Source organism: Streptomyces sp. P17 (assembly GCF_032436805.1).
GTDB lineage: Bacteria > Actinomycetota > Actinomycetes > Streptomycetales > Streptomycetaceae > Streptomyces.
In genome coordinates, this window is record NZ_JAVRBF010000012.1 from 62,371 (window position 1) to 80,037 (window position 17,667).

Annotated in this window: 14 protein-coding genes, 2 pseudogenes and 1 riboswitch; of the genes and pseudogenes, 7 read left to right on the forward strand and 9 right to left on the reverse strand. The window is 68.1% G+C overall.

The annotated features are described in order from the left end of the window. Positions 1 to 40: 40 nt before the first annotated feature. From def to RMT89_RS10250, 3 genes are all read left to right on the forward strand, one after another. Positions 41 to 691, forward strand: coding sequence for a peptide deformylase (def, locus tag RMT89_RS10240; protein ID WP_315883494.1), 651 nt, complete (start codon positions 41 to 43; stop codon positions 689 to 691). Between the two features lie 292 nt (positions 692 to 983). Beyond that, positions 984 to 2,069: an epi-isozizaene synthase gene (cyc1, locus tag RMT89_RS10245; RefSeq protein ID WP_315883495.1), complete on the forward strand. Its 1,086-nt coding sequence runs from the start codon at positions 984 to 986 to the stop codon at positions 2,067 to 2,069. Continuing rightward, the gene (locus RMT89_RS10250; RefSeq protein ID WP_315883496.1) at positions 2,066 to 3,442 is read left to right on the forward strand and encodes a cytochrome P450; all 1,377 of its coding nucleotides are present in this window, start codon (positions 2,066 to 2,068) and stop codon (positions 3,440 to 3,442) included. The genes cyc1 and RMT89_RS10250 overlap by 4 nt, the downstream gene beginning before the upstream one ends. 141 nt (positions 3,443 to 3,583) lie before the next feature. On the opposite strand, the gene RMT89_RS10255 is transcribed toward RMT89_RS10250, so the two are convergent. The 9 genes and pseudogenes from RMT89_RS10255 to RMT89_RS10295 all read right to left on the reverse strand — a co-directional run bounded on the left by RMT89_RS10255 (position 3,584) and on the right by RMT89_RS10295 (position 12,586). Beyond that, positions 3,584 to 4,549 carry a helix-turn-helix domain-containing protein gene (locus tag RMT89_RS10255; protein WP_315883497.1) on the reverse strand — a complete coding sequence of 322 codons (966 nt, stop codon included), beginning with the start codon at positions 4,547 to 4,549 and terminating at the stop codon, positions 3,584 to 3,586. A gap of 211 nt (positions 4,550 to 4,760) precedes the next feature. Next, a complete protein-coding gene (locus RMT89_RS10260; RefSeq protein ID WP_315883498.1) occupies positions 4,761 to 5,771 on the reverse strand; it encodes a ribonucleotide-diphosphate reductase subunit beta in 1,011 nt (336 codons plus the stop codon). Further along, positions 5,771 to 8,122, reverse strand: coding sequence for a ribonucleoside-diphosphate reductase subunit alpha (locus RMT89_RS10265; RefSeq protein ID WP_315883499.1), 2,352 nt, complete (start codon positions 8,120 to 8,122; stop codon positions 5,771 to 5,773). The genes RMT89_RS10260 and RMT89_RS10265 overlap by 1 nt, the downstream gene beginning before the upstream one ends. A 121-nt stretch (positions 8,123 to 8,243) precedes the next feature. Then, positions 8,244 to 8,413, reverse strand: a riboswitch (cobalamin riboswitch). 22 nt (positions 8,414 to 8,435) lie between these two features. After that, a pseudogene (locus RMT89_RS10270) lies at positions 8,436 to 8,944 on the reverse strand (GNAT family N-acetyltransferase). A 67-nt stretch (positions 8,945 to 9,011) separates the two neighbouring features. After that, positions 9,012 to 10,607, reverse strand: a complete 1,596-nt coding sequence (mctP, locus tag RMT89_RS10275; RefSeq protein WP_315883500.1) for a monocarboxylate uptake permease MctP — start codon at positions 10,605 to 10,607, stop codon at positions 9,012 to 9,014. After that, positions 10,604 to 10,858 (reverse strand): DUF3311 domain-containing protein, encoded by a 255-nt coding sequence (locus RMT89_RS10280; RefSeq protein WP_315883501.1) that lies wholly within the window; start codon positions 10,856 to 10,858, stop codon positions 10,604 to 10,606. Before RMT89_RS10280 ends, mctP begins: the two co-directional genes overlap by 4 nt. Positions 10,859 to 10,967: 109 nt before the next feature. Continuing rightward, on the reverse strand, positions 10,968 to 11,165 hold the full coding sequence (locus RMT89_RS10285; RefSeq protein WP_315883502.1) for a YbdD/YjiX family protein: 198 nt from the start codon (positions 11,163 to 11,165) through the stop codon (positions 10,968 to 10,970). After that, positions 11,140 to 11,652 (reverse strand): annotated as a pseudogene (locus RMT89_RS10290) (carbon starvation CstA family protein); the annotation flags it as partial. The gene RMT89_RS10285 and the pseudogene RMT89_RS10290, both read right to left, overlap by 26 nt. A 169-nt stretch (positions 11,653 to 11,821) precedes the next feature. Next, positions 11,822 to 12,586, reverse strand: coding sequence for a GntR family transcriptional regulator (locus tag RMT89_RS10295; protein WP_315883503.1), 765 nt, complete (start codon positions 12,584 to 12,586; stop codon positions 11,822 to 11,824). 306 nt (positions 12,587 to 12,892) lie between these two features. Here RMT89_RS10295 and RMT89_RS10300 point away from each other — a divergent pair, with 306 nt between their 5' ends. The 4 genes from RMT89_RS10300 (at position 12,893) to RMT89_RS10315 (ending at position 17,557) form a co-directional block, all read left to right on the forward strand. Continuing rightward, the gene (locus RMT89_RS10300; RefSeq protein ID WP_315883504.1) at positions 12,893 to 14,170 is read left to right on the forward strand and encodes an extracellular solute-binding protein; all 1,278 of its coding nucleotides are present in this window, start codon (positions 12,893 to 12,895) and stop codon (positions 14,168 to 14,170) included. 76 nt (positions 14,171 to 14,246) lie between these two features. Next, positions 14,247 to 15,239, forward strand: a complete 993-nt coding sequence (locus RMT89_RS10305; protein WP_315883505.1) for a sugar ABC transporter permease — start codon at positions 14,247 to 14,249, stop codon at positions 15,237 to 15,239. Further along, positions 15,236 to 16,066 (forward strand): carbohydrate ABC transporter permease, encoded by an 831-nt coding sequence (locus RMT89_RS10310; protein WP_315883506.1) that lies wholly within the window; start codon positions 15,236 to 15,238, stop codon positions 16,064 to 16,066. Before RMT89_RS10305 ends, RMT89_RS10310 begins: the two co-directional genes overlap by 4 nt. A gap of 9 nt (positions 16,067 to 16,075) precedes the next feature. Then, positions 16,076 to 17,557 carry a glycoside hydrolase family 3 protein gene (locus tag RMT89_RS10315; RefSeq protein ID WP_315883507.1) on the forward strand — a complete coding sequence of 494 codons (1,482 nt, stop codon included), beginning with the start codon at positions 16,076 to 16,078 and terminating at the stop codon, positions 17,555 to 17,557. Positions 17,558 to 17,667: the final 110 nt, after the last annotated feature.

Below are 17,667 nucleotides of genomic sequence, written 5' to 3' on the forward strand. Positions count from 1 at the left end.
AGCACCGAATCCCAGTTTTCCAGGAAGGCATACGTCGGTCATGGCGCAGCAGGACACCGATCAGCAGCACGCGGGCGTGCTCCCCGTGGACGACGAGGGCTTCGTCATCGACACCGAGGAGACCGAGGAGCGCGAGAACGCCTGGCGCGAGCGGGGTACCTCGCGGCCGATCACCGTCGTCGGGAACCCGGTGCTCCACAAGGAGTGCAAGGACGTCACCGAGTTCGGCCCGGAGCTGGACCAGCTGATCGCGGACATGTTCGCCTCGCAGCGCACCGCCGAGGGCGTGGGCCTGGCCGCCAACCAGATCGGCGTGGACCTGAAGGTCTTCGTCTACGACTGCCAGGACGACCAGGGCGTGCGGCATGTCGGCGCCATCTGCAACCCCAAGCTCGTCGACCTGCCCGCCGACAAGCGCCGCCTCGACGACAGCAACGAGGGCTGCCTGTCCGTGCCGACCGCGTACGCGCCGCTCGCCCGGCCCGACTACGCCGAGGTCACCGGGCAGGACGAGAAGGGCAACCCGGTCAAGGTGCGCGGCACAGGCTACTTCGCGCGCTGTTTGCAGCACGAGACCGACCACCTGTACGGCTACCTGTACATCGACCGGCTCTCCAAGCGTGAGCGCAAGGACGCGCTGCGGCAGATGGCCGAGAACGAGCCTCGCTACCCGGTGGTCGCGAACGGCTGACGCCCCGCAAGGTCTCTCAAGTCCCGTACGTACGGCGCCTGTTCAGGAACCCCTTCCTGAACAGGCGCCGTACGTCTGTGCGTCGCACGTTCGATCCCGTGTGCGCGGCTAGTGATCCATAATCAGTCACACAAGGGGAGATTCTCGGCACTGTGGGGTAGTGAATGAAGCAAATCCGTTCCCAGATCGGTCAGTTGTAGTGCTGAATGGGAAGTGCGGGGATACGCAACGGCGCACGCCCGGCACGGCGGGAGGGGTGTGTGCGTAACTGGCGGCTGAGAGGGGTTTGTTCGTGCATGCTTTCTCACACAGCACCACATCGACGCCGACGGCGGTCGCGGTCCCACCATCGCTCTCCCTCCCGGTGATCGAGGCGGCGTTTCCCAGGCAACTCCACCCGTATTGGCCCCGACTTCAGGAGAAGACCCGCACCTGGCTGCTGGAAAAACGGCTCATGCCGGCAGACAAGGTGGAGGAATATGCCGACGGTCTTTGCTACACCGACCTGATGGCGGGCTACTACATTGGCGCCCCCGACGAGGTCCTGCAGGCGATTGCGGACTACAGCGCGTGGTTCTTCGTCTGGGACGACCGGCACGACCGGGACATCGTGCACCGCCGCCCGTCCGCCTGGCGGCGGCTGAGGTTCCGGTTGCATGCGGCCCTCGACTCTCCCGAGGACCACCTGCACCACGAGGATCCGCTGGTGGCCGGGTTCGCGGACAGCATGGTGCGGCTGTACTCGTTCCTGCCGTCGACGTGGAACGCCCGGTTCGCCCGGCACTTCCACGCGGTGATCGAGGCGTACGACCGGGAATTCCACAACCGTACGAACGGAATCATCCCGACCGTCGAGGATTACCTCGCCCTGCGCCGCCTCACCTTCGCGCACTGGATCTGGACCGATCTGCTGGAGCCGAGCGCCGGGCGGGAACTTCCGGACTCGGTGAGGAAACACCCGGCATATCGGCGGGCGGCGCTGCTGAGCCAGGAATTCGCCGCCTGGTACAACGACCTCTGCTCGCTGCCCAAGGAAATAGCGGGCGACGAGGTGCACAATCTCGGAATCAGCCTCATAAAGCACCTGGGGCTGACTCTGGAACAAGCGGTGGTGGAAGTCAGGCGGCGCGTCGAGGAATGCATTACCGAATTCCTGGTGGCCGAACGGTCCGCCCTTCGGCTCGCCGACGATCTCGCCGACGGCACCCTGCGGGGAAAGGAATTGAGTGCCGCCGTACGGGCCTGTGTCTGCAATATGCGGAACTGGTTCAGCACCGTCTACTGGTTCCACCACGAGTCCGGCCGTTACAGGGTCGACAGCTGGGACGACCGGTCCACGCCCCCGTACGTCAACAACGAAGCGGCAGGTGAGAAATGACCGTCGAGTCTGTGAAGCCCGAAGCGCAGATATATGCGGATTCGGAGCTGTGTGAGCCGCCTTTCGCCGGCGGCGGTGTCCCGCTTCTCGGCCACGGCTGGAAGCTGGTGCGCGACCCGCTCGCGTTCATGGCGGCGCTGCGCGAGCACGGGGATGTCGTCCGGCTGAAGCTGGGCCCGAAGACGGTGTACGCGGTCACCTCCCCGGACCTCACCGGCGCCCTGGCCCTCAGCACCGACTTCAAGATCGACGGGCCGCTGTGGGAGTCCCTCGAAGGCCTGCTCGGCAAGGAGGGTGTGGCCACCGCGAACGGCCCCCGGCACCGGCGGCAGCGGCGCACCATCCAGCCCGCGTTCCGGCTCGACGCGATCCCCGCGTACGGGCCGATCATGGAGGAGGAGGCGCATGCGCTGACCGTGCGCTGGCGGCCCGGCGAGACCATCGACTGCACCTCGGAGTCCTTCCGGGTGGCCGTCCGGATCGCCGCCCGCTGTCTGCTGCGCGGCGACTACATGGACGAACGGGCGGAACGGCTGTGCATTGCACTCGCCACCGTCTTCCGTGGTATGTACCGCAGGATGGTGATACCGGCCGGACCGCTCTACCGGCTGCCGCTTCCGCCCAACGGCAAATTCAACCGGGCCCTGGCCGATTTGCATCTGCTGGTCGACGAGATCGTCGCCGAGCGGCGGGCATCTGGTCAAAAGCCGGACGATTTGCTGACGGCCTTGCTGGAGGCGAAGGACGAGAATGGCGAGCCGATCGGGGAACAGGAGATCCACGACCAGGTCGTCGCGATACTCACCCCCGGCAGCGAAACGGTCGCTTCCACCATCATGTGGCTCCTGCAAGTACTCGCGGAACATCCCGAGCACGCCGACCGGGTGGCCGCGGAGGTCGAATCCGTCACCGGCGGCCGGCCCGTCGCATTCGCGGATGTCCGGGGGCTCCGGCACACGAACAATGTCGTCGTCGAGGCCATGCGTTTGCGCCCGGCCGTCTGGATATTGACGCGCCGGGCGGTCACCGACACCGAGCTCGGCGGGTATCGCATTCCGGCGGGCGCGGACATCGTCTACAGCCCGTATGCGATCCAGCGTGACGCGAAGTCGTACGCGGACAACCTTCGGTTCGACCCCGACCGCTGGCTTCCGGAACGCGTGAAGGAGGTGCCGAAATACGCCATGAGCCCCTTCAGCGTGGGCAACCGCAAGTGCCCGAGCGACCACTTCTCCATGGCTCAGCTGACGCTGATCACGGCGGCGGTGGCCACGAAGTACCGCTTCGAGCAGGCGTCCGGTTCCAACGACACCACCCGGGTGGGCATCACTCTGCGCCCGCACAACCTGCTGCTCAGGCCGGTGCCCAGGTGACGGCTCAGGCCGCCTCCGGGCCCCGGAAGGTGCGCCGGTAGGCGTTCGGCGTGGTCCCCAGGGCACGGACGAACTGGTGGCGCAGCGCCGCCGCGCTGCGCCCGCACAACCTGCGGCTCAGGCCGGTGCCCAGGTGACGGCTCAGGCCGCCTCCGGGCCCCGGAAGGTGCGCCGGTAGGCGTTCGGGGTGGTCCCCAGGGCACGGACGAACTGGTGGCGCAGCGCCGCCGCGGTGCCGAACCCGGTCCGGCTCGCGACGGCGTCCACCGTCTCGTCCGTCGTCTCCAGCAACTGCTGGGCCAGCAGTACGCGCTGGCGCAGGATCCAGCGGTAGGGAGTCGTGCCCGTCTCCTGCTGGAAGCGGCGGGCGAAGGTGCGCGGTGACATGTGCGCGAGGTCGGCGAGCTGCTCGACGGTGACCTCCTCGTCGAGATGCCGCTCCATCCAGGTCAGGACGTCGCCGACCGTGTCGCACTGGGAGCGGGGCAGCGGGCGGTCGATGTACTGCGCCTGCCCGCCGTCCCGGTGCGGTGGCACCACCATGCGCCGGGCGATGGCGTTGGCGACCTCCACCCCATGCTCCTTGCGGACGAGATGCAGACAGGCGTCGATCCCGGCGGCCGTGCCCGCCGAGGTGATCACCGGGTCCTCGTCCACGTACAGCACATCGGGTTCGATCACCGCGCGCGGACAGCGCCGGGCGAGCTCGTCGGCCTGCCGCCAGTGCACGGCGCAGCGCCGTCCGTCCAGCAGCCCGGCCGCGCCGAGCACGAAGACACCGGAACAGACGCTGAGCACCCGGGCACCCCGGTCCACGGCCCGCACCAGGGCGTCGAGCAGCGCGGGCGGATACTCCCGGCCGATGTAGTCGCTGCCCGCCGGCACGGCGATCAGATCGGCCTCGTCGAGCCGGTCGAGTCCGTATGGCGTGGAGACCGTGAACCCCGGGACATGGGTGGCCAGCGCCGGGCCCTCCGCCGAGACGACCGCGAAGTCGTACACGGGAAGTCCCTGGTCACTGCGGTCGAGTCCGAAGACCTCGCAGACGACGCCGAGTTCGAAGGGGTGTACGCCGTCGAGCAGGGCGACGGCCACGTTTTTCAGCACACCGCCAGTGTGCCACCCTCGTGGCAGTAATTCGAGGGTGTACGGCAGTCCTGCCACTGTCATGAGTGTTCACCGGGAACGAGACTTACCGCATGAACACAGTCCTCGAATACGTCGCCCTCTTCCTGCTCTTCTCTCTTCTTGCGGGTCCGGCGCTCGTGGGAGCGGTCCACGAGCGCCGGATCGACCGCCAGTTGAAGCGGGCGGAGACTCAGAAGTCCTCGTCCAGGTCCACGGTGCCCTCCACCGCGACCTGGTACGCCGAAGGACGCCGCTCGAAGAAGTTGGTGAGCTCCTGAACCCCCTGCAGCTCCATGAAGGAGAAGGGGTTCTCCGAGCCGTACACCGGAGCGAAGCCGAGCCGGGTCAGACGCTGGTCGGCGACGCACTCCAGGTACTGCCGCATCGAGTCGGTGTTCATGCCCGGGAGGCCGTCACCGCACAGGTCGCGCGCGAACTGCAGCTCGGCCTCGACGGCCTCCCGCAGCATGTCGGTGACCTGCTGCCGAAGCTCGTCGTCGAAGAGCTCCGGCTCCTCCTTGCGGACGGTGTCGACGACATCGAAGGCGAAGCTCATGTGCATCGACTCGTCGCGGAACACCCAGTTGGTACCGGTGGCCAGACCGTGCAGCAGACCCCGGCTGCGGAACCAGTAGACGTACGCGAAGGCGCCGTAGAAGAACAGGCCCTCGATGCACGCGGCGAAGCAGATCAGGTTGAGGAGGAAGCGGCGGCGGTCGGCCTGGGTCTCCAGGCGGTCCAGCTTCTCCACCTCGTTGATCCACTTGAAGCAGAACCCGGCCTTCTCGCGGATGGAGGGGATGCTCTCCACGGCGTCGAAGGCCGCCGCCCTGTCCTCCGGGTCGGGGAGGTAGGTGTCCAGCAGCGTCAGGTAGAACTGGACGTGCACGGCCTCCTCGAAGAGCTGACGGCTCAAGTACAGCCGCGCCTCGGGGGAGTTGATGTGCTTGTACAGCGTCAGCACCAGGTTGTTCGCGACGATCGAGTCGCCCGTCGCGAAGAAGGCCACCAGACGGCCGATCAGGTGCTGCTCGGAGGGCGTGAGCTTGGCGAGGTCGGCGACGTCCGAGTGAAGGTCGACCTCCTCGACGGTCCAGGTGTTCTTGATGGCGTCCCGGTAGCGCTCGTAGAAGTCGGGGTAGCGCATGGGGCGGAGAGTCAGCTCGAAGCCGGGGTCGAGCAGGTTCTGATTGCTGGGCATTACTGGCAGGCCTCGCAGGACTCGGGGTTCTCAAGAGAGCAGGCGACGGCGTCTTCGGGAGCCGGCTGCTGCACGGGGACAGTTGCCTGGGCGGCGCGGGCGATGCGGGTCGCCGGGCGCGAGCGCAGGTAGTACGTCGTCTTCAGCCCGGACTTCCAGGCGTACGCGTACATCGAGGAGAGCTTGCCGATGGTCGGCGTCTCCAGGAAGAGGTTCAGGGACTGGGACTGGTCCAGGAACGGGGTCCGGGCCGCCGCCATGTCGATCAGGCCGCGCTGCGGGATCTCCCACGCCGTGCGGTAGAGCCGTCGTACGTCCTCGGGGACCCAGGCGAAGTGCTGCACCGAGCCGTTCGCCTCGCGCAGCGCCTCGCGGGTGCGGGCGTCCCAGACGCCGAGCTCCTTCAGCTCCTGCACCAGGTAGGAGTTGACCTGGAGGAACTCACCCGACAGCGTCTCGCGCTTGAACAGGTTGGACACCTGCGGCTCGATGCACTCGTAGACACCGGCGATGGAGGCGATGGTCGCGGTGGGCGCGATCGCCAGCAGGAGGGAGTTGCGCATCCCGACCTCGGCGATACGGCTGCGCAGCGCCGCCCAGCGCTCCGGCCAGGCGAGTTCGGCGTCGTAGTGGTCGGGGTGCAGGACGCCCCGCGCGGTACGCGTCTTCTCCCAGGCCGGCAACGGGCCGTTGCGCTCGGCGAGATCGGCGGAGGCCTCGTAGGCGGCCAGCATGATGCGCTCGGCGATCCGGGTGGACAGCGCCTTGGCCTCGGGGGAGTCGAAGGGCAGGCGCAGCTTGAAGAAGACGTCCTGCAGGCCCATCGCGCCGAGCCCGACGGGGCGCCACTTGGCGTTGGAGCGGCCCGCCTGCTCGGTCGGGTAGAAGTTGATGTCGACCACGCGGTCGAGGAAGGTGACGGCGGTACGGACGGTGGCGTCCAGGCGCTCCCAGTCGATGTCCCCGTCGTTCACGAACGCGCCGAGGTTGACCGACCCCAGGTTGCAGACCGCCGTCTCCCCGTCGTCCGTGACCTCCAGGATCTCCGTGCAGAGGTTGGAGGAGTGGACCACATGGCCCGGCAGGGCCGTCTGGTTGGCGGTGCGGTTGGCGGCGTCCTTGAAGGTCATCCAGCCGTTGCCGGTCTGCGCGAGGGTGCGCATCATGCGGCCGTACAGATCACGGGCGGGGATGGTCTTCTTGGCGAGGCCCCTTTCCTCCGCCTTGCGGTACGCCTCGTCGAACTCCTCGCCCCACAGGTCGACCAGCTCGGGCACATCGGCGGGGGAGAACAGCGACCACGGGGCGTCGGCGTTCACCCGGCGCATGAACTCGTCCGGGACCCAGTGCGCGAGGTTCAGGTTGTGCGTACGGCGGGCGTCCTCGCCGGTGTTGTCGCGCAGCTCCAGGAACTCCTCGATGTCGGAGTGCCAGGTCTCCAGGTAGACCGCGGCCGCACCCTTGCGCCGGCCGCCCTGGTTCACGGCGGCGACGGAGGCGTCGAGGGTCTTCAGGAACGGGACGATGCCGTTGGAGTGCCCGTTGGTGCCGCGGATCAGCGAACCCCGGGAGCGGATACGGGAGTACGAGAGCCCGATGCCGCCGGCGTGCTTGGAGAGGCGGGCGACCTGGTGGTAGCGGTCGTAGATGGAGTCCAGCTCGTCCTTGGGGGAGTCGAGGAGGTAGCAGGACGACATCTGGGGGTGCCGGGTGCCGGAGTTGAAGAGGGTGGGGGAGGAGGGGAGGTAGTCGAGGCGGCTCATGAGCCCGTAGAGCGCGGCGACTTCGTCGAGGGAGCGGACGGTGTCGTCCTCGGCGAGGCCGGCGGCGACGCGGAGCATGAAGTGCTGCGGGGTCTCGATGACCTTGCGGGTGATGGGGTGCCGCAGGAGGTAGCGGCTGTGGAGGGTGCGCAGCCCGAAGTAGCCGAAGCGGTCGTCGGCGCCGGTGTCGACCAGCGCGTCGAGACGGGCGGCGTGGATCCGCACGAACTCCGCGGTCCGGTCGGCGATGAGCCCCTCCCGGTGCCCGACCGCGACGGACTCGGTGAAGGACGTGACGCCCTGGGAGGCGGCCTCGGCGGCGATCGAGACGGTCAGCAGCCGGGCGGCCAGCCGGGAGTAGGCGGGGTCCTCGGAGATGAGGCCGGCCGCGGCCTCGGTGGCCAGCTCGCGCAGCTCCGACTCGTCGGCCCGCGCGGACCGGCCGCGCAGCGCGGCGGCGGCGACCCGGCCGGGGTCGGCGTCGGGAAGGTCGGCGGTCAGCTCGGTCAGGGTCCGCAGCAGCGCGGTTCCGGGACCGTCGGTCTCCACCTGGGCGGCTGAAGCCGGGTCGGCTGGCGCGATGGTCACTGGGGGCTCTCCCTCGCTCGGCACGGGGCCTTGCGAAGAGCGGGCGGCAGCTCACGAGCGCACGGGGCGTCGCGTCCACCGGCCCATTCCCCGAGGCCCGGACGTCTGGCACCCGGACCGGACGGCCGGGCGCGCTGTCGGCAGGTCCTCGGACTGACTCCTGTGCACCCGTTCCTGGGAACAGACATGCACAAGTACACCGTTGCGGGACAGTTCCGGATTCGCACCGGATTCCCCTGCGACGACAGCGAGCATGAGCATACATCTTGTGCCGCCTAGCGGTGGCACCCCCAGATGTTGTGTCGCGTCGGCTTCAGAGCGTCAACCCGTAAGTGAGGAGAGTGAACTCCGGGTGCTCCGGGATCGGGCTCCAGTCGCGCTCCGGGGCGCGGGTGAAGCCGAGGCGTTCGTAGATGCGGTGCGGTGGGCGGTGTGCATCAGTGGCTGCGTCGACAGGACGATGCCGGTGCACTCCGCGGTTCTTGCCCGGTCGACACAGGCTCGTACGAGCGCTTCCCCGGCGCCCCTGCCACGGGCCGCGTGGGCGACGGCCAGCATGCGGATCTCCGCCTCCTCTGGGCGGGCCAGATCGGCCATGGGGCCGGGGGAGGGGACGAAAGTGACGCCGCCGAGGAGGTGGTTGTGGTCCACGGCCACCAAGACCTCGGCGGCGGCCGCCCGCTTGGCGACGTTCCTGAGTTCGCCGAGGTACCAGTCGCTCTCGCCGAAGGTGAGGAGGTCGTCCTGGAGGTAGGCCTGGGCGGTGATCTCGCCCAGTTCCTCGTATTCGGTGGGTTCCGCCGGGCGGATCTCGAAGTCCATGGAGTGAGTGTGTACGACAGAGGGCCGCCGTTCGACCTGCTTTCGGCGGCCCTGTGCGGAGGATGCGTCAGTGCACCGGGGTCAGGTCCTTCTGTACGCCCGGGTCTCCCGCGTCCGCCGTGTAGTCCTCGGGGCTCGTCTCGTCGATGCCCTCGGGAGCCTTCGCCGCCTTCAGGACGAAGGTCAGGACCACCGTCACGACCAGGTTCAGCACGAACGCCGTCAGGCCGATGTAGCCGATCTCCCCGATGCCCGGGATCTCCTTCGACGAACCGCCGAAGTGCTTCTGCGTCGGGGACGCGACACCGTACGCCGCCACCGTGCCGTAGATCATGCCGACCGCCCAGCCGGCGAGCAGCGCCCAGCGGTGGAACCAGCGGGTGAACAGGCCGCCGACCAGGGCGGGGAAGGTCTGCAGGATCCAGATGCCGCCCAGGAGCTGGAAGTTGATGGCGACCGTCTTGTCCATCGTCAGGACGAAGGCCAGCGCGCCGACCTTCACCAGCAGCGAGACCAGCTTGGAGACCTTCGTCTCCTGTGCGGGGGTCGCGTCCGGCTTGATGAAGTCCTTGTAGATGTTGCGGGTGAAGAGGTTCGCCGCCGCGATGGACATGATCGCCGCCGGCACCAGCGCGCCGATGCCGATCGCCGCGAAGGCCACGCCCGCGAACCAGTCCGGGAACATGTTCTCGAACAACTGCGGGATCGCCAACTGGCCGTTCTCCACCTTCACTCCGGCCGCGATCGCCATGAAGCCCAGCAGGGCGAGCAGGCCGAGCATCAGCGAGTACAGCGGCAGGATCGTGGTGTTGCGGCGGATCACGTCACGGCTCCGGGAGGAGAGGGTCGCGGTGATCGAGTGCGGGTACATGAAGAGCGCCAGGGCCGAGCCCAACGCCAGGGTGGCATACGTCCACTGGCCCGCCTCCGCGGGGACCAGGCCGCCCACTCCGGTGGTGGTGAACTTCTCGCCCGCGTTGGCGAAGATGTCGTCGAACCCGCCCAGCTTGACCGGGATGTAGATGATCGCCACCGCGATGACCAGGTAGATCAGGGTGTCCTTGACGAAGGCGATCAGGGCGGGCGCCCGCAGCCCTGACGAGTAGGTGTACGCCGCCAGCACGCCGAACGCGATCAGCAGGGGGAGGTCCTTGATGAACCAGTTCGTGTCCTCCCCGCCGCCGACACCCATCACGTCCAGCACCGCCTGGATGCCGACGAGCTGGAGCGCGATGTACGGCATGGTCGCCAGGATGCCGGTCACCGCGACCGCCAGCGAAAGCCCCTTCGAGCCGAAGCGCCCGCGCACGAAGTCCGACGTCGTCACATACCCGTGCTTGTGGGACACCGACCACAGGCGGGGCAGGAACGTGAAGATCAGCGGGTAGACGAGGATCGTGTACGGCACGGCGAAGAAGCCGGCCGCTCCGGCCGCGTAGATCGCCGCCGGGACCGCCACGAAGGTGTACGCCGTGTACAGGTCGCCGCCGAGCAGGAACCAGGTGACCCAGGTGCCGAACGAGCGTCCGCCCAGGCCCCATTCGTCGAGGCTGTGCTCGTTCTCGGCCTTGCGCCAGCGCGCGGCGAGGAAGCCCATGACCGTGACGGCCAGGAAGAAGAAGATGAAGACGGCGAGTGCGACGCCGTTCACGCCGTCGTTCACTTGGTACCCCCACGGCGGGCGCGCTGGTCACGCTGCCACAGCTTGTACGCGATCATCGTCAGCGCGGTCGACAGAAGGACCCAGGCCATCTGGTACCAGTAGAAGAACGGGATGCCGATGAAGGCAGGGTCGGCCTTCGCATACGAACCCACCCACAACATCGCCACGAAGGGCGCGATCAGGCAGAGGGCGATGACGACGCGCACAGGCGTCACCACCGGCTCTCTGCTCGCCTCTGGGGCTTCTGACATCTGACGGCACCGTCCCCTCACTGATCACCTGTGTAACGCGCAGGCAATCTAGGTCACGGTGTCGCAGAAGCGGAACCCCTCGTCCGCATATCGGTCCCTCAAGCTTCCCTCAACAGCAGCGGAACCCCTGGCGGGGGTCCGACTCCTGTCGGTCCGTCCGCATCCGTTCGAAGTCGCGCCGGCACGGCACGGGCGCCCGGGGGTGGTCCTTGCGCACGTGCGCCACATAGCGGTCGTAGGCGGATTCGTCGGTCAGTTCACGGACGTACCAGCGCACGGCCCTAAGGGCGCGCCGCAGTGACCGCATCGCGCTGCTCCTCCTTCTCCTCGCGGGTCGGGAACAGTCCGGCCGGGGCGACGATCTTCGACTCGACGTACGGTGCCTCGCTGAGCGTGGACAGGGCGGGGCGGCGGATGTGCCGGACGCAGACGCGCGTCGCGTCCACGATGACGATGATGATCAGCAGGGCGAGGACAGCCGAAAGGACGCCGTCCACCGTGGAGTTGGTGACCACGGTGTGCATGTCGTCCATGGTCTTGGCGGGCGGCAGGATCTTGCCCTCGTCGATCGCGTCCTGGAAGACCTGGCGCTGCTTGAAGAAGCCGACCTTGGGGTCGCTGGAGAACACCTTCTGGTAGCTGGCGGTCAGCGTGACCGTCGCGTCCCAGGCGAGCGGAATCCCGGTGATCCAGGCCCACTTGAGACGGCCGGACTTCACCAGCAGGGTCGTGCACACCGCCAGCGCGACCGCCGCCAGCAACTGGTTGGAGATACCGAAGATCGGGATCACTCTCGCCGCGGGCCAGCGCGAGCACCGCCCAGCCGGTGTCGCCGACCAGCGCGACGAGGGTCCAGATGACGATGGTTCGAGTGTTCGCGGTGCGCACCGGGTCGTCCTCCCGTCCATGCGATGACGGGGAGGACCGTAGTGCGGGAACAGCAGGGGCGCTACACCACGAGCACTACTCTTGTGGACGCTTCAACCGTGCAACGAACTTGTAGCGGTCCCCCCGGTACACCGACCGCACCCACTCCACCGGCTGCCCCTCCCGGTCCAGCGAGTGGCGGGACAGCATCAGCATCGGCAGGCCCACGTCGGTGCCGAGCAGGCCTGCCTCGCGGGGAGTGGCCAGCGAGGTCTCGATGGTCTCCTCGGCCTCGGCGAGATGGACGTCGTAGACCTCGGCCAACGCGGTGTAGAGGGACGTGTACTTGACCAGGCTGCGCCGGAGCGCCGGGAAGCGCTTGGCGCTCAGATGGGTCGTCTCGATCGCCATCGGCTCGCCGTTGGCCATGCGCAGGCGCTCGATGCGCAGCACGCGGCCGCCGGCGGTGATGTCGAGCAGTCCGGCGAGGCGGTCGTCGGCGGTGATGTAGCCGATGTCCAGCAGCTGGGAGGTGGGTTCGAGGCCCTGGGCGCGCATGTCCTCGGTGTACGAGGTGAGTTGGAGCGCCTGGGAGACCTTGGGCTTCGCGACGAAGGTGCCCTTGCCCTGGATGCGCTCAAGTCGGCCCTCGACGACGAGCTCCTGCAGGGCCTGGCGCACCGTCGTGCGGGAGGTGTCGAACTCCGCCGCCAGGGTCCGCTCGGGCGGGACCGGGGTGCCCGGCGCCTGCGTCTCGGTCATGTCGAGCAGGTGCTTCTTCAAGCGGTAGTACTTGGGCACGCGCGCGGTACGGACGGTGGCCCCACCCTCGTTCTCCGCACTGCTGACGTCGGTGCTCATGCTCTGCCTTCCCGGCTCCGGATGCGGCTCACATCGTGATCCCCTCTGTATACCGTCGCCACCGCTTTTGGTCTAGTCCATAGCGTCAAGTGGTCTAGCGGACGAGAGTACTCCGGCGCCGTTAATTTCGCTGGCTTCTTACTTAAAGGTTCCTGCATATGTAGGTCGCATAACGGCTGGTCAGAGCCCTTTCTGACCCCCTTGACAGGATTTTTGGTCTGGTCCAAGCTCCCCCTACTGGTCTACACCATTGGTCCAGGTCCCGGCCCATGGGCGGGAGGTGTGGGGATCCCTGAGGAGGGTGGCGTGAAGCGCAAGCTGATATCCGCGATCGGTGTCGCGGCAATGATGGTCTCCATCGCGGCGTGCGGGGGCGACGACGGCGACGAGGGCGGCAAGGCCGGCGCGGACGGTTACGCGGGCCAGACCCTCACCGTGTGGGTGATGGACGGTTCCTCCCCCGACCAGTGGCAGAAGGACGTCGCCGCCGCCTTCGAGAAGAAGACCAAGGCGAAGGTCAAGTTCGAGGTCCAGCAGTGGAACGGCATCCAGCAGAAGCTGACCACCGCCCTGTCGGAGGAGAACCCGCCGGACGTCTTCGAGATCGGCAACACCCAGACCCCGGCCTATGCCAAGGCCGGCGGCCTCGCCGACCTCGCCGACCTCAAGACCGAGATCGGTGCCGACTGGACCGAGTCCCTGAACAACTCCTCCGTCTTCGAGGGCAAGCAGTACGCGGCCCCCTGGTACTTCGCCAACCGCGTCGTCCTCTACAACAAGAGCGTCTGGGCCGAGGCGGGCATCAAGGACACCCCCAAGACCCGCGACGAGTTCTACGAGGACCTCAAGACCATCGGCGAGAAGACCGACGCCGAGCCGATCTACCTGCCCGGCCAGAACTGGTACCACTTCGTCGGCCTGACCATCGGTGAGGGCGCCGAGCTGGTGAAGAAGGAAGGCGACAAGTACGTCTCCAACCTCGCCGACCCCAAGGTCGCCGCCGCCATGGAGACGTACAAGAAGTTCCAGTCCCTCTCCAAGGCCCCCAAGGACAAGGACGAGGCCACCCCGCAGCAGGGCGAGGTCTTCGGCAAGGGCAACGTCGGCGCCTTCATCGGCATGGGCTGGGAAGCCGGTATCGCGATCGAGGCCAACAAGAAGATCGAGAAGGAGATCGGCTACTTCACCATCCCCGGTGCCACGGCCGACAAGCCCGAGGGTGTCTTCCTCGGCGGCTCCAACCTCGCCGTCGCCGCGGGCAGCAAGAAGCAGGAGCTGGCCAAGGAGTTCCTGCGGATCGCCCTGTCCGACAAGTACGAGGGCCAGCTCGCCAAGGAGAACGGCGTCATCCCCAACAAGGAGTCGCTGCAGAGCAACCTGAAGGGGAACGTCGTCGCCGAGGCCGCCGCGCCGGCCGCCGCGGGCGGTGGCACCACCCCGCTGATCGCCGAATGGGCCGCCGTCGAGAACGCGCCCAACCCGATCAAGACCTACATGACCGCCGTGCTGAACGGAAAGTCCCCGGCCGAGGCGGCAGCCCAGGTCGAGGAGGAGTTCAACAAGCGCCTGTCCCAGCAGCAGTAGGCGCATCCGGGGCGGGGGCCGTCGAGGCGGCCCCCGCCCCGCGTTCAGGTTGGTCGAGGAGGAAGAGAACGCGAGCATGACCGTGCAGACCGAACGGCCGCCCTCCGGCCCGGCGGACGTCCGCAAGGACCCCTCGGGATCCGGCGGGCCCCATCCGCGAGCCGCGTCCCGCATCGGCGCGCTCGCCCCGTACCTTCTGCTGCTGCCGGCCGTCGCGGCCTCCGTGCTGCTGCTCGGCTGGCCGCTGCTGAAGGACCTGCTGCTGTCGTTCCAGAACCTCAACATGGCGCAGCTGATCCAGCACGTCACCGAGTGGAACGGCATCGACAACTACAAGGACGTCCTCACCGGCGAGGACTTCTGGCGCGTCACCCTCCGCTCGATCCTGTTCACGGCGGTCAACGTCGCCCTGACCATGGTCCTCGGCGGGTTCGTCGGCCTGCTGCTCGCCCGCCTCGGCAGGCGCATGCGGGTCACCCTGATGATCGGCCTCGTGCTGGCCTGGGCCATGCCCGTGGTCGCCGCCACCACCGTCTACCAGTGGCTCTTCGCCCAGCGCTTCGGCGTGGTCAACTGGGTGCTGGACAAGCTCGGCTGGCACTCCATGGCCGACTACAGCTGGACCAGCGACCAGATGTCGACATTCTTCGTCGTCACCGTGCTCATCGTCTGGATGTCCATCCCGTTCGTCGCGATCAACCTCTACGCCGCCACGACGACCATCCCGGGCGAGCTCTACGAGGCCGCCGCCCTCGACGGCGCCGGCGCCTGGAAGAGCTTCACCACGGTCACCCTGCCGTTCCTGCGGCCCTTCCTCTACGCGACCACGTTCCTGGAGATCATCTGGATCTTCAAGGCGTTCGTGCAGGTCTACACCTTCAACCAGGGCGGCCCCGACCGCCTCACCGAGATCCTGCCCGTCTACGCCTACATCGAGGGCGTCGGCAACCAGCACTACGGCATGGGTGCCGCCATCGCCTTCCTGACCATCCTGATCATGATCGGCCTCACCGCGTACTACCTGCGGATCGTGCTCAAGCAAGAAAAGGAAGAGGAGGCCGGGCTGTGAAGCGCTCGCTCTTCGGCCGCATCTGGCCCAACGCCACGGCCGTCGTCCTGTTCATCGGCTTCGTCTTCCCCGTGTACTGGATGATCGCCACGGCCTTCAAGCCGACCGGCGACATCATCTCCGAGGACCCGGTCTGGTTCCCGGCCGACATCACCCTCGAGCACTTCAAGACGGCCACCGGCGCCGACAACTTCTGGACGTTCGTCACCAACTCGCTGACCGTCACGGTCCTGGCCGTGGTGTTCTCGCTGGTCATCGCGCTCGCCGGATCCTTCGCCCTGGCGCGGATGCGGTTCAGGGGGCGGCGCGGCTTCATCATCGGCTTCATGCTCGCCCAGATGGCGCCCTGGGAAGTCATGATCATCGCGATGTACATGATCGTCCGGGACGCGTCGATGCTCAACAGCCTCGTCCCGCTGACGGCCTTCTACACGATGATGATCCTCCCCTTCACCATCCTCACCCTGCGCGGCTTCGTCGCCGCCGTGCCCGCGGAGCTTGAGGAGTCGGCGATGGTCGACGGCTGCACCCGTATGCAGGCCTTCCGCCGGGTCATCCTGCCGCTGCTCGCGCCGGGCCTGATGGCCACCTCGATGTTCGGCTTCATCACCGCCTGGAACGAGTTCGCCCTCGTCCTCGTGCTCAACAAGGACGCCGAGGCGCAGACGCTGCCGCTGTGGCTGACCAGCTTCCAGACCGTCTTCGGCAACGACTGGGGCGCCACCATGGCCGCCTCCACGCTCTTCGCCGTCCCGATCCTGATTCTGTTCGTCTTCCTCCAGCGCCGGGCCGTCAGCGGTCTGACCGCCGGTGCCGTGAAGGGATAACGCCACCCGATGACGACCATCGCCAGCGGTACAGACACCCTGACACGGGACGCCCTCACCGTCCTCCAGCCCGGCTTCCCCGGCACCACCGCCCCCGACTGGCTGCTGCGGCGCCTCGGCGAAGGCCTCGCCTCCGTCGGCCTGTTCGGCCGCAACATCGCCACCCCCGAACAAGTCGCCGCGCTCACCGCCCAGTTGCGCGCCGAACGCGAGGACGTCCTCGTCGCCATCGACGAGGAAGGCGGAGACGTCACCCGCCTGGAAGTACGCACCGGCTCCTCCTTCCCCGGCAACCACGCCCTCGGCGCGGTGGACGACACCGACCTCACCCGCGAGGTCGCCCATGAACTCGGCCGCCGACTCGCGGCCTGCGGCGTCAACTTCAACTGGGCGCCGTCGGCCGACGTCAACTCCAACCCGGCCAACCCGGTCATCGGCGTCCGCTCCTTCGGCGCCGACACCGACCTGGCCGCCCGGCACACCGCCGCCTACGTCACCGGCCTCCAGGCCGCGGGCGTAGCGGCCTGCACCAAGCACTTCCCCGGCCACGGCGACACCGCCGTCGACTCCCACGAGGCGATGCCCCGCATCGAGGTCGGACTCGACGTGCTCTCCGAGCGCGACCTGACCCCGTTCCGCGCCGCCATCGCCGCGGGCAGCCGCGCGATCATGACGGCCCACATCCTCGTCCCCGCCCTGGACCCCACCCGCCCGGCCACCCTCTCCCGGCCCATCCTCCGTGACCTGCTCCGCGGCGAACTCGGCTACGACGGCCTCATCGTCACCGACGGCATGGAGATGCGGGCCATCGCCGCCACCTACGGCATCGAACGCGGCAGCGTCCTCGCCCTCGCGGCCGGCTCCGACGCGATCTGCGTGGGCGGCGGCCTGAACGACGAAGCCACCGTGCGCCGCCTCCGCGACGCCCTCGTCACAGCCGTCCGCACCGGCGAACTCCCCGAGGAACGGCTCGCCGACGCGGCCGAACGCGTCCGCGCCCTGGCCCGCTGGACCAGGACCGCCGCCACCACCGAGGACAGCGCCCCCTCCGACATCGGCCTGGTAGCTGCCCGCCGCGCCGTACGGCTCACGACGACCGAGGCCCACACGCCCGTCACCGAGCCCCCCTACGTGGCCGCACTGAGCCCGCAAGCCAACATCGCGGTGGGCGACGAAACCCCCTGGGGCGTGGCAGCGGAACTCGCCGCACTGCTCCCCGGCACCGAAACCGCCACCTACACCGACGAGTCGGCGGCCCGGGCAACCCTCGACGCGGCAGGCACCCGCCGTATCGTCGCCGTCGTCCGCGACGAACACCGCCACCCGTGGATGGCCACCACCCTCGACGCCCTCCTGCGCGAGCGCCCGGACACCATCGTGGTCGAAATGGGCGTACCCCAGTCCCCGCCGCGAGGCGCCCTGCACATCGCGACCCACGGCGCGGCCCGCGTATGCGGACGAGCGGCGGCGGAGATCATCGCAGGCAAGTAAGGGCTACGACGACGAAGGCGCCGGTTCCGGACGGGGGAAACCGGCGCCTTCGTCCCGCTCGGGGCCCGTCGTAGGCTGAACCCCGCGCGCGAGAGACAGGGAGGCTTGAG